The 11,895-nt window shown below is 69.6% G+C and carries 11 protein-coding genes and 1 pseudogene; 4 read left to right on the forward strand and 8 right to left on the reverse strand.

The genetic code is table 11. The features are described from left to right. Nucleotides 1-379: 379 nt before the first annotated feature. From ACWBNA_RS38130 to ACWBNA_RS38140, 3 genes are all read right to left on the reverse strand, one after another. Nucleotides 380-1,492 (reverse strand): sensor histidine kinase, encoded by a 1,113-nt coding sequence (locus ACWBNA_RS38130; protein ID WP_482709125.1) that lies wholly within the window; start codon nucleotides 1,490-1,492, stop codon nucleotides 380-382. Further along, nucleotides 1,489-2,184, reverse strand: coding sequence for a response regulator (locus tag ACWBNA_RS38135; protein ID WP_030043109.1), 696 nt, complete (start codon nucleotides 2,182-2,184; stop codon nucleotides 1,489-1,491). Before ACWBNA_RS38135 ends, ACWBNA_RS38130 begins: the two co-directional genes overlap by 4 nt. Before the next feature lie 193 nt (nucleotides 2,185-2,377). Beyond that, nucleotides 2,378-2,569 carry a hypothetical protein gene (locus ACWBNA_RS38140; protein ID WP_482709126.1) on the reverse strand — a complete coding sequence of 64 codons (192 nt, stop codon included), beginning with the start codon at nucleotides 2,567-2,569 and terminating at the stop codon, nucleotides 2,378-2,380. Nucleotides 2,570-2,602: 33 nt separating this feature from the next. Between ACWBNA_RS38140 and ACWBNA_RS38145 the strand changes: the two are divergent. The 4 genes and pseudogenes from ACWBNA_RS38145 to ACWBNA_RS38160 form a co-directional block, all read left to right on the forward strand. After that, a pseudogene (locus ACWBNA_RS38145) lies at nucleotides 2,603-3,094 on the forward strand (cation:proton antiporter domain-containing protein); the annotation flags it as partial. 342 nt (nucleotides 3,095-3,436) lie between these two features. After that, the gene (locus ACWBNA_RS38150; protein WP_482709171.1) at nucleotides 3,437-3,718 is read left to right on the forward strand and encodes a hypothetical protein; all 282 of its coding nucleotides are present in this window, start codon (nucleotides 3,437-3,439) and stop codon (nucleotides 3,716-3,718) included. Nucleotides 3,719-3,882: 164 nt separating this feature from the next. Beyond that, the gene (locus ACWBNA_RS38155; protein ID WP_482709127.1) at nucleotides 3,883-4,038 is read left to right on the forward strand and encodes a hypothetical protein; all 156 of its coding nucleotides are present in this window, start codon (nucleotides 3,883-3,885) and stop codon (nucleotides 4,036-4,038) included. A gap of 399 nt (nucleotides 4,039-4,437) precedes the next feature. Continuing rightward, nucleotides 4,438-5,358: an LPXTG cell wall anchor domain-containing protein gene (locus tag ACWBNA_RS38160; RefSeq protein ID WP_482709128.1), complete on the forward strand. Its 921-nt coding sequence runs from the start codon at nucleotides 4,438-4,440 to the stop codon at nucleotides 5,356-5,358. Between the two features lie 636 nt (nucleotides 5,359-5,994). On the opposite strand, the gene ACWBNA_RS38165 is transcribed toward ACWBNA_RS38160, so the two are convergent. From ACWBNA_RS38165 to ACWBNA_RS38185, 5 genes are all read right to left on the reverse strand, one after another. Beyond that, nucleotides 5,995-7,035, reverse strand: coding sequence for a LacI family DNA-binding transcriptional regulator (locus ACWBNA_RS38165; protein ID WP_482709129.1), 1,041 nt, complete (start codon nucleotides 7,033-7,035; stop codon nucleotides 5,995-5,997). 174 nt (nucleotides 7,036-7,209) lie between these two features. Further along, entirely contained in the window at nucleotides 7,210-8,253 is a 1,044-nt protein-coding gene (locus ACWBNA_RS38170) for a Gfo/Idh/MocA family oxidoreductase (RefSeq protein ID WP_482709130.1), read from the reverse strand. Between the two features lie 96 nt (nucleotides 8,254-8,349). After that, nucleotides 8,350-9,132: a TIM barrel protein gene (locus tag ACWBNA_RS38175; protein WP_482709131.1), complete on the reverse strand. Its 783-nt coding sequence runs from the start codon at nucleotides 9,130-9,132 to the stop codon at nucleotides 8,350-8,352. A gap of 226 nt (nucleotides 9,133-9,358) precedes the next feature. Beyond that, a complete protein-coding gene (locus tag ACWBNA_RS38180) occupies nucleotides 9,359-10,342 on the reverse strand; it encodes a TIM barrel protein (RefSeq protein ID WP_482709132.1) in 984 nt (327 codons plus the stop codon). Between the two features lie 30 nt (nucleotides 10,343-10,372). Next, nucleotides 10,373-11,875 (reverse strand): CoA-acylating methylmalonate-semialdehyde dehydrogenase, encoded by a 1,503-nt coding sequence (locus ACWBNA_RS38185; RefSeq protein WP_482709133.1) that lies wholly within the window; start codon nucleotides 11,873-11,875, stop codon nucleotides 10,373-10,375. Nucleotides 11,876-11,895 lie beyond the last annotated feature (20 nt).

Consider the following 11,895-nt stretch of genomic DNA (forward strand, 5'->3'; position numbering starts at 1 on the left):
GGGGGGGGCCTTGGCTGATGGCACTCCACAGGCATCGAGTACGTCGCCTTCGGAATCAACACCGTCCTGCTCCTGGGCTGGGGCCTGCTCGCCTCCCGGGCCGCAGGCCGTACGGGGGGACGAGCCGTCAGGATCGGCGGTACTGACGCGCTCTTGGGAGCGGCCGTCGCCTTGGTCAGCACCCTGCTGAAGTGAGGCGGCGATCAGGGCTGTCAGCCTGGTTCCGGCATCCTCACCGGGCTGACGCGGCACCGGACACGGTCAGGACGGGGAGCTGGACAAAAGGCAAGCCGGCGGAGCACGGTCCAGGGGCGTCGGCGTGCGCTGCCGGTCGAGGCTCACGTGTGAGCCGCAAGCCGCAAGCCGACAGAACAGCATGTCAGTCCGCGCTCAGGGGAACCCTCAGCCGCACCCGGTAGCCGCCCTGAGCAGTCGGGCCCGCGTCCAGGGTGCCGTGCAGGATCTCGGCCCGTTCCCGCAGGCCGAGCAAGCCCTGCTGCGAACCGGGCAAGGAGAGGGAGGGGCGCGCGGGAGGGGTGTTGGTGACGGTCACTCCAATACCGTCCCCGTCCTGCCACAGCTCGACGCGAGCGTTGGCGCCGGGGGCGTGCTTGCGGACGTTGGTCAGCGCCTCCTGAACCGTGCGGTAAAGGGCGCGTTGGGCGGGTGTGCCCACGGTGGGCGGCAGCTCACCCGTCAGCTCCGTGTGAGTGCCGCTGGATTCGACCAGTTTGCGCAGGTCGGCCAAGGTGGGCTGCGGCGTCAGCTCGGTGGATTTTCCGCCGGAGGCGCGCAGCAGCGTGACCATGGTGCGCAGCTCGTCGAGGGTGGTGACGCTCAGTGAACGGATCGTGCGGGCGGCCTCCTTGGCGTCCGCGTCCTTGGCGGCGACCTGCAACGCCCCGGCCCGTACGGCGATCAGGCTGACCTGGTGGGAGACCACGTCGTGCATCTCGCGGGCCAGCTGGGCGCGTTCACGGGCGAGCACGGCCTGGGCGTGCAGGGTCCGCTCGTGCTCCCTGGCCTCCTCGACCTCGTCCAGCCGCCGCGCCAGGTCCCGTCGTGCCTGGAGAAGCTGGCCGAACAGGACCGGGGCGACGCCGGTTGCCAGGCCGTACACGAAGAAGACCAGGGTCATGGTCCGGTCCGCCGCGGCCAGGGGCCACGGAGTACTGCTCGCGACGGCGGCCAGGACGACGCACACCGCGAGGAGACGGCGATTGCGGGAGCGTTCGGCCAGCGTGAACAGCGCCGCGAGCACAGCAACGGCGACATCCTGCATCAGCGCGATGGGCAGGGTGAGCAGGAAGACGCCGAGCGGGAACCTGCGCCGGAACGCCAACGCGGCGCAGCCGACCGCGGCCAGCGTGACCTCGAGACGCGTGTGCTCCCACATGTCCACCACCAGCACATCCACGGCCGCCACCGCCACCAGGACGATGTCGACCACCGGCGCGGGAACCCGCTGCCACACGGCACGTGCACGGCTCATCGGCCGGCCTCCGACCGCGGGCGCTCGTCGAGCAGCCCGGCCCGCTGCGCCAGCAGCGCGGCCTGCACCCGGCTCGTCACCCGCAGCTTCGTGAGGATCGCGCTGACGTGGTCCTTCACCGTGCCCGCCCCCAGGTGGATGCGCGCCCCGATGTCGGCGTTCGACAGTCCCTCCGCCACCAGGACGAGGACGTCGCGCTCCCGCGCGGTGAGCAGCCGGACCCGCGCGGCCTCCTCGTCGACGGCCGCCTCGGTGCCGGGGTGGCTGTGCAGCAGCGTCCGCGACGCCTTGGGCGACAGCACCACACCGCCCGCGACCAGGGTCCGCACCAGGTGGGCAAGCTGCTCCGGCTCCGTGTCCTTGAGCAGGAAGCCAGCCGCGCCGGAGTTCAGCGCGGTCAGGATGTACTCGTCGGCGTCGAACGTGGTCAGCATCGCCACCACCGGCGGATCCGGCATCGTCCGCAGCTCGCGCAGGACGGTGAGCCCGTCGACGTCCGGCATCCGGATGTCCAGCAGCACCACATCCGGCCGCTCCCGCCGGACGGCCTCCACCGCGTGGCCGCCGCTCGCGGTCGCGACGACCTCGATGTCCTCGGACGCGCCCAGAATGAGTTCGAAGCCCGAGCGGACCAGTGCCTCGTCGTCGACCACCACTACCCGGATCACGCGCTCCGCCTCACCTTCGTTCATGCCGTCCGGCCCATGTCGACTCGACCCTAAAGCCACGTAGAGCTCATGCGGCCCGGCGAGCGGCAGCTCCAGCCACACGGCGGGGTAGCACCCACCACTCGGCAGGGACACGGCAGCCTTCTGCCGGATAGTCCATGATCGGCCCGGGTCTCCAGCCTGAGGGTCATGACCCATCACCCAGACTCCCCGCCGCTTACGGCCGCACCCCTTCCACCTTCGCCGGGACCGGCTCCAGTCCGAGCGCGGCCGCGAGCTGGCGACAGTCCATCGTCTCCCCGCGCGTTCCGTTCCCGCCGGCCAGGACGTCCATGATCCGCTGGTAGTCCGGCGCGAGAACCGCCGGGGCGAGCCCTTCCTTCCAGTGCGGCACCACTGAGCCGGGCACCGCCTGCCTGACCTGCACCGGCCGTTCGCCGGCCTCGCCGAGGGGTATGGCTTCCTGGCGGTGTTCGTCACCGCGTGCGCCATCCGGGCCGCCGAACGGGCCCACGGCTACCACAACGTCCTGCACGACTTCACGGGGCAGGTGGAGCGCCTGCTGACAGCGGCCGTGCTGTTCTTGCTGGGCGCCTTCGTCGCGCTGGGGGGCCTGTCTGCACTTTCATGGTGGGGCGCGGCAACCGCGTGCGTGGTGCTGCTGGTGATTCGACCGCTTGCGGGGTGGGCCGGACTGCTGCGGAGCTCCCTGGAGAGTCGGGAACGCTGGGTCGTCGCGGCATACGGCGTCCGGGGGATCGGCTCCTTGTACTACCTTGCCTACGCCCTGGGCCAGCACGGCTTCGTCGTCCCGGAGCGGGAGCTATGGGCAGTGGTGACCTTCACCGTGCTGGCCTCGGTCGTGCTGCACGGCATCACGGCGGGCCCGATCATCGCACGGCTCGACCGACTCCGCGAGACCCAACCCATGTAGCAGCCGCGATCTGTGCTGCACCCGCGACAGCGCCCTTGTGAAGACGCTGACCTTGCGAATGACCCGCACTCTGTGCGAGGGACGTCAACCACTTCCTCGCGCTCGTACTCGCCGTCTGACCCGGGCCGGGTTCATCCATGGCGACCTGTCCAAACGGTCCGGCCAGCTCAGACAGTCCACCGGCGGAGGTTCCGAAACCCCCGGCGGACACGGGCCGGGGTGAGTCTGCCCGGTGGGACGGGCTTCTCCAAGAAGCCGCAGGTCGGCTGCGAGCGGCCGGACGACCAGCAGTCGGGTGTAGGTGGCGACGTCGCCGACGGCAGCTTCGCCACAGCAGGCCACCTGACCGCTCAAGCCGGATTTGCTCCGGTTACCCGCCGGTCCGACTCCTCGATCCGCAGCGAGCACCTCTCCCGGCGAAGTAACAAGCAACCCAAGCGAGCTTTCTGCCTCGCTGCCCCAGCCCGACTCGCACGCCTATTGCCACAAGAAGCGGCGCGAAGCGAAGCACCACGTCGCCGCGATCGACCGCCTCGCCCGCACGAACCAAGTTGGGGACCATCATCCGATCAGCCCAATTCATGTCAGCCGGGCGCGCGGCGTCATGCCGATGAAAGCCGATGATTACTCATCCGAAAGGGTGTCACCTGCTTGATTGCATTCCTGCTGATGCGCTATCAGACTGCCCCCCGATGAAGAGAAAATGCGCTTTAAATCGCATCTCGTAGGGAAAGCAGCTGATACGATCATCTCGCCTCGATGCCCTGACACAGGTAAAGCGTCGTTCCGTGCTGAATTTCGAGGCGAGGTTCTGGCTGGTCAAGCAGCCACTGCTGGAGAAAAACCCCGAACCGTATCTACCGCTGCACGTCCTGCCCGTACTGGCACTTCACCGGATCCCCCCACTGGACCAGCCAGAACAAGCGGAGGCGGACTATGGGTGAGGGAAAACCATTTCAAGACAGATCCGCAAGAGAAGGGGAAAGAGCTGATGAGGAACCCTGCAGCCGACGCAGGCGTGTGATGCACCACCCGATGCCCAACTCCTACGGCAGGCGCCCCTACTCGGTCCCCGGCATGCAAGACGTACAGATTCCGCACAGCACTCTGCCGGTCCGGTAGCGATCAACCCACGTCAGTACACCGGCCGACGGGCTGTGGCCCGGTCCGGTCCTGGCCCAGTTCCTTCTACTCCAGGGCTGGCTTTTACCCTATCTACGAGCAGGAAGACGACGAGATTGCGACAGAAACTGAGCAGGGGATTGGTCCTAGCCGTCGCCGCGACGGGCATCATGCCCCTGTATGGCATTCCGGCGTTGGCGGACTCGCCCGCCGAGGCTCCCGTGACCACCAGTCGTACGAGCACGCAGGGATCGCACGATGCTCCCCACGGCTCCGCCTCCGGCGATGACCGCGAGCCCGGCGGTTACGGCGACGACAGTGGTTACGGCGACGACTCGGACACGCCGGGAGGCTACGGGGACACATCGTCGACACAGCCTCCCACCGCGCCGACGGCGGAGCCGAATCCGACGTCGACCCACACCGACGAGGGTGGCGAAGCACAAGAGGACGCCGAAAGCGGAGGCGACGACCGTGGTTACGGCGACGACTCGGAGACGCCGGGAGGCTACGGGGACACACCGTCGACACAGCCTCCCACCGCGCCGTCGGCGGAGCCGAAACCGTCGTCGCCCGTCACCGACGAGGGTGGCTATGGCCACGAGGACGCCGAAAGCGGAGGCGACGACAGTGGTTACGGCGACGACTCGGAGACGCCGGGAGGCTACGGGGACACACCTTTGACACAGCCTCCCACCGCGCCGTCGGCGGAGCCGAGACCGTCGTCGCCCGTCACCGACGAGGGTGGCTATGGCCACGAGGACGCCGAAAGCGGTTACGGCGACGACAGTGGTTACGGCGACGACAGTGGTTACGGCGACGACAGTGGTTACGGCGACGACTCGGACACGCCGGGAGGCTACGGGGACACACCGTCGACACAGCCCCCCACCACGCCGCCGGCCAAACCGAAGCCGCCGACCACACCACCGGCGACGAAGCCGCCCACGTCGGCGCCGCCGACCGCCCCGCACCCCGAGCCCTCGACGACGAAGCCACCCGCCTCACCCCCGACGGAGCCGCCCTCCCTCCCCGACACCGGGGCTGGAGAGCAGGCGCTTGTGGGTTCAGCCGTCGCCGCGCTCCTGCTGACGGGCGGCGCCATCCTGTACCGGCGAGGCCGAGCCGCGTCTCGTCGGTAGTGCTCCGTTCTGGGTGCCGGACGCATCGCGTCTGGCACCCAGGTGCGTATGGGATCCCCATGGGGCGCTCTCTCGGTTGCCGCCGTCGAGCGGACGAAGGGCAGGCGGTGGCCAACTCGACCTGGGAGAGCGACCTCCAGGGGCGCTGGGGTTTGACGCGTCCGTCTTGTCGAAGCACTCCTGGCGCTGCGTATAAACCAGACGTCTCACTCTGGCCCCTGCCGATCGGCCCAACCGGCCAACCCACATGCCTATTAGGCGTACTCCTCCCGTGCCATCCGCAAGCACCTGCGCAAGCGCGGAATTCGTGCGGTCATACGGGTGAGGGCGAAGAGGTAGCCGCGTTCGTCGTCGAGACGCAGGGCGTGGGGGACGGAGGCCAGGACGGCTTCGTAGAGGTGCGGGTGGCGGCCCTGCTCCAGGCGGGTGTAGTCGGTGGTGACACCCGCCAGGGGCGCGACCTCCTCACGGCTTGGGCACCCGGCGCGCCCCGCGCCCGGAGGCAGTCCGGCGGTGTCTGGGGTGAGGAGGGCGCGACGGGAGCGGAGAAAGTCGCCGAGTCGCCGTTGTGCCCCATTCCTCAGGTATTGGAGGCGCGTGGGACTGTGTGCGGTGCGAGGTTGGCCCAGACGACGCTCAGGTGGCCGGTGCGGTAGAGGGCGGGGCCGTCGTCCCCCGGACCACGAGGTGTGGAGCGACCACCTGTTCCCTGGTACCGGTGTCGCGACCGTCCAGGCGCGCGATGGCCCGGTCCACGGCGAGGTGGGCGAGGCGGGGGATGTCCTGCCCGACGGTGGTGAGGTCGATATGGGCCAGGCGGGCCAGATGGCTGTCGTCGAAGCCGACGACGGAGATGGCGCCGGGGACGGGAATGCCGCTGCGGAGGAAGACATCGAGGACACCGGTCGCGCAGCGGTCGTTGAAGGCGAGGACCGCGGTGGGGCGCGGGTGGGAAGCGGCGAGAACCTGGGCGGCCTCGGCGCCCTCTGCCTCGGTGAGGCCCCCGGGCACGACGCGGATGTGCTCGGTGAGACCGTGACGGCTCATGGCGGTGCGGTAGCCGCGTCGCCGGTCGGCTGCGCCGGGTGCCTTGCCGCCGTCGATGTGGGCGATGGCGCGGTGGCCCAGCGCCACGAGGTGGTCGACCGCCTGGCGGGCGCCCTTGGCGTCGGCGGTCCGTACGACCTCCAGGCCGGGGACGGGTGGCCGCAGGTGGCGGGCCACAGAGACGACCGGCAATTGCCCGGCGAGCTCCGTCAGCCGTGAGGCGGGGGCCTGTGGGCCTAGCAGGATCAGCGCCTCGCAGCGGTCGTCGAGCAGGGTTTCGACGGCACGCTGCTCACCCCGTCCGGCGGTCACGGCGCTCAGCGCGATCTGGTATCCGGCTGGTTCGGCGGTGGCGTAGATGCCCTCCACCAGGTCGGCGTGGAAGGGATGCTGGAGGCCGAACTGCACGCCGAGCAGGTGGGAGCGGTGGCTGCGCAGCAGTCTCGCCCGGGCGTCCGGGCGATAGCCGATCTCCCGCGCGGCCTCCAGGACACGCTCGCGGGTGGCGGCGCTGGCCCCCTTCGCCCCGCGCATCACGATGGAGGCCAGCGCGGTGGACACACCTGCCCGCGTCGCCAGGTCGGCGAGCGTCGGCCGCTTCCCGTCCGGGACCGCCGGGGTCGCAGGCATCCTGTCCTCTTCCTGGTCGGTCTCGTCTGCTGGGGACCGATTGTAGAACGTTCCATGTGGGCGTTGCTTCAGGAGGGGGCTCGGCAACGGCACGGTGACGTGAGAGGTAGGACCCTGGCGGCGGCCGCTTGGGCTGAAGACGGCGCCGCCGAGGCGGCGTGCGTGTGCTCGGTGCTACGGCCGCACTGTCACCGGGCTCTCCCTGACGTCACCCACGCTGACCGCACCGCCCGTGGCGATCGAACCGATCGCGGCGAGGGCGATGCCCAGCGCGGCCCGAGCGTCCTCGCCGGTCACCGACGGAGCACGCTTGTCCCGGACGCTGTCAGTGAACTCGGCCAGTTCGGCCACGTAGGCCGCGTGGAAGAGATCCTGGTCGTAGCTGACGCACTCGGCGGCAGCGCCGGCCGCACCGTAGGACGTGAGGTGGCTGCTGCGCAGGTCACCCAGGGTGAGCATGCCGGTCGAACCCTTGACCTCACCGCGGACGTCATAGCCGTACACCGCCTGGAAGTTGGCCTCCGCCGTGGCGATGGCGCCGTTGTCGAAGCGGATCGTCACCACGGCCGTGTCGAGCAGTCCGTGGTTCTTGAAGTCGGGCCGGACCAGGGCGTCGGCCATGGCGAAGACCTCGACGGGCTCTGAGCCGGGGTTGAGGTAGCGCAGGACGTCGAAGTCGTGGATGAGCGTCTCCAGGAAGATCGTCCATGGCGGGATGCGCGACGGGTCGTGCAGTTTGGGGTCCCGGGTGAGGGAACGCAGCAGCTGCGGGGTACCGATGTCACCGGCGGTGATCTTCTCGTGGGCGGCGCGGAAGCCGACGTCGAAGCGGCGGTTGAAGCCCACCTGGAGCGCCACGCCCGCCTCATGTGCGGCGGTGATGGCGCGGTCGGCTTCGTCGAGGGTGATGGCCATCGGCTTCTCGCAGAAGACCGACTTGCCGGCGCGTGCTGCGGCCTCGATGAGTCCGGCGTGGGTGCGGGCGGGCGTGACGATCACGACCGCCTCGATCTCGGGGTCGTCGAGCAGGTCACCGATCTCCGTGTACGTCTTGGGGCAGCCGAGACGATCGGCCAGAGCCTTCGCGGCCCCGGGTGCGGGATCGGCAATGGCGGCCAGCCGTACACCGGGGAGGCGGCGGGCCAGGGTCTCGGCGTGGAAGGAGCCCATGCGTCCGGCGCCGATGAGGCCGACCGCGAGGGACTGGGGGGAGGTCATGGCACATACTCCGTGATCTACGTCGTGGCTTCGGTGGTGGCGGCTGCCGTGGTGCGCGGACGCGAGGGCGGGGCAGATGTCCCGCGGCCGCTCCTGTCAGACGGTGAAGGCGGCCCGGAAGCGTTCCAGAGCGGCCTCGCTGTCGCTGGAGGCCCATGCCTCCATGGCGACGGTGCCGTCGTAGCCGATGTCTGCGAGGGTGCGGGCGATGGCCGGGTAGTTGATCTCTCCCGTGCCGGGTTCGCAGCGGCCCGGCACGTCCGCCACCTGGATCTCACCGATGAGTCCCGCGCCGTGGGCGCGGCGCACCAGCTCGATCAGATTCCCCTCGCCGATCTGGGCGTGGTACAGATCCAGGTTCATGCGCAGACCGGGCCGGTTCACAGCGGCAACCAGCGCCAGGGTGTCGGCAGCCTTCGCGAAGGGCACCCCGGGGTGATCGACGGCGGTGTTGAGATTCTCCAGGGTGAAGGTGACCCCGGCGTTCTCGCCGAGCTCGGCAATCCGTGTGAGTGTGCGGTGCGCGGCCATCCACATCGCGCCGGTGGGCTCCCCGGGTACCGGTACCACGGGCAGCCCCTGGCCGTCCAGACCGGTTCCGTGGAGGTTCAGGCGAGTGCAGCCCAGGTGCTCGGCCGCCTTGAGTGACTCCTCGGCCGTGCGCAACAGTTCGGCGGCGCCGTCGTCATCGGTGAGGCTGCCGCTCACGTACCCCGTCATCGAGACGATCTCGGCGGACGAGCGGGCGAGGGCATCGAGATCGTGCCTCGTCCAGTCCCAGATCTCGACCTGGAAGCCGGCCTCGTGGATACGCCGCGCCCGCTCCTTGATCGGAAGGTCGCGGAAGACCATCTCCGCACAGACCGCCAGTGCGTACATCGTGGTTCTCCTCATCTCCGGACGACCGGAAACTAGAACGTTCTATATGTTCTCACCAGTACGCCAGTCACCATAAGCCGCTGTCAAGTGTCCGGTGGCCCATGAAGCCTGTAACGTTCTAGAAGTCTCGCGCGGAAGCCGTGAGTACCGCATAGAAGCCCGCCACGGCGCGTCAACTGCGCCGGGGGTCTCCATGCGCCGGCCACCGCGCGAGCCGGTGGCTTGGTTACTTGGGGGCTCTGCTCGGCTGCTCGTCGGCAGGGAGCGTCAGCCTCGGGCGTCGGGTGCCGGTCAGGCCGCAGCCGGCCAGGTGCTCGCGCGTGCTGACGGCGATGGGCAGCGGTACCTCGGGTGCGCAGGGGTAGAGGTCTTGTTCGACGATGACGAACAGCTCGGCGTCGAGGGTGGCGAGTGCGGTGACGATGTCGGCGGGGTTGGGGACGCCGGCGGGCGGGGAGACGCAGACGCCGCGTTTGACGGCCTCGCCGAAGGAGAGGTTTTCGGCGGCGACCTGGGCCAGGACGGCGGGGTCCATCTGTTTGATGTGGACGTAGCCGACGCGTTCGCCGAAGCGGCGGATGAGGTCGAGGTTGTCGCCGCCGCCGTAGGCGACGTGGCCGGTGTCCAGGCAGAGGTTGGTGTAGCGGGGGTCGGACTCGTTCAGCAGCCGTTCGATCTCGGGCTGGGTCTGGATGTGGCTGTCGGCGTGCGGATGGATGACGAGGCGTACGTCGTACTCGTCGAGCAGCAGCTTGCCGAGCCGGTCGGCGGCCCTGCCGAAGCCCGCCCACTGTTCGGCGGTCAGCTCGGGCGACTCGGTGAACGCGCCCGTCTTCTCGTCCCGGTACATGGGCGGGATGAAGACGAGGTGGTGGGCGTCGGCGGCGGCGGTCAGGCCGGCGATCTGCCGGACGTGGGCGAGCATGTCGTCCCAGGCGTCGGGGCGGTGCAGCGCACCGAAGACGGTGCCGCCGGAGACCTGCAAGGCGCGGGCGTCGAGTTCGTCCTTGAGGCGCTGCGGGTCGGTGGGGAGGTAGCCGTAGGGGCCGAGCTCCAGCCACTCGTAGCCGGCCTGGGCGAGTTCGTCGAGGAAGCGGGTGTACGGCACCTGGTGCTCGTCCTCGGGGAACCAGACGCCCCACGAGTCGGGGGCCGAGCCCAGGCAGAGGTTGCCCGCAGTGGTGCGGAAGGGAGGTGGCGCCGTTGCCATGGTGTGTCCTTCGGAGAGCGGCACGGAAACTCAGTTGGAGGTGGGGAAGTTGAAGCCCGCGCTGACCTGCTGCTTGGGCTGGGGCCAGCGAGTGGTGACGACCTTGGGGCGGGTGTAGAAGCGGATGCCTTCGGGGCCGTGGATGGGGGAGTCGCCGATGAGGGAGTCCTTCCAACCGCCGAAGGAGTAGTAGGACATCGGCACGGGCACCGGCACGTTGATGCCGATCATGCCTACCTTGATGTGGCGCTGGAAGCGGCGGGCGGCTTCACCGGAGGCGGTGAACAGGGCGGTGCCGTTGCCGTAGGGGTTGGCGTTGATGACGTTGATCGCCTCGTCCAGGGTCTCGACTCGGAGGATCGCCAGCACCGGGCCGAAGAGTTCCTCCTTGTACGCCGCCATCTCGGTGGTGACGTGGTCCAGGAGGGAGGGGCCGGTGAAGAAGCCCTCGGCGTAGGCGGGGTCGTCGAGCTTGAGACCGCGGCCGTCGACGACGACGGTGGCGCCCTGCGTGGCGGCGACGCCGACCGCGCTCTCGACGCGCTCCTGGGCGGCCTTGGTGACCAGCGGCCCCATCTCGGTGCCGGGCTGGTCACCGGGGCCGACCTTCACCTCGCGGGCCTTGCGCTCCAGCACCTGCACGAGTCCGTCGGCGGCTTCGCCGACGGCGACGGCGACGGAGACGGCCATGCAGCGCTCGCCGGCGGAGCCGTAGGCGCCAGCGGTGATGTGGTTGGCGGCGAATTCGAGGTCGGCGTCGGGCAGGACGACGGCGTGGTTCTTGGCGCCGCCGAGGGCCTGGACGCGCTTGCCGTGCGCGGTGGCCTGTTCGTGCACGTACTTGGCGATCGGAGTCGACCCGACGAAGGAGACGGCCTCGATGCCGGGGTGGGTGAGGATCGCGTCGACCGCGTCCTTGCCACCGTGCACCACGTTGAAGACACCGTCGGGCAGTCCGGCCTTCTTGTACAGCTCGGCGACGAAGTTCGCGGCCGACGGGTCGCGCTCACTCGGCTTCAGGATGAAGGTGTTGCCGGTGGAGATGGCCATGGGGTGCATCCACAGCGGCACCATCGCGGGGAAGTTGAACGGGGTGATGCCTGCGACGACGCCGAGGGGCTGGCGGAAGTTGTGCACATCCACGCCACGCGAGACCTGGTCGGAGAAGGAGCCCTTGAGGATGTCGCCGAGGCCGCAGGCGAACTCGACGACCTCGCGGCCCCGGGTGATCTCGCCGCGGGCGTCGTCGACGGTCTTGCCGTGCTCGGCGGAGATGATCCGGCCCAGCTCCTCCTCGTGCTCGAGGAGCAGCTGGCGGAAGGCGAACATCACCTGCGTGCGCTGGGTGAGCGACGATTCCGACCAGGCCTCGAAGGCGGCAGAGGCAGCCTGGACGGCGGCGTCCACGTCGGCCGCGCCGCCGAGGACGACCTGGGCCTGCTCGGCGCCGGTGGCCGGATTGAAGACCGGCTGGGTGGCGGTGGCGGTGCCCTGGACGGGAGCGCCGTTGATCCAGTGCTGGATGGTGGTCACGGTGCGGGTTTCCTTTGCGG

Source organism: Streptomyces sp. Q2, assembly GCF_056820935.1.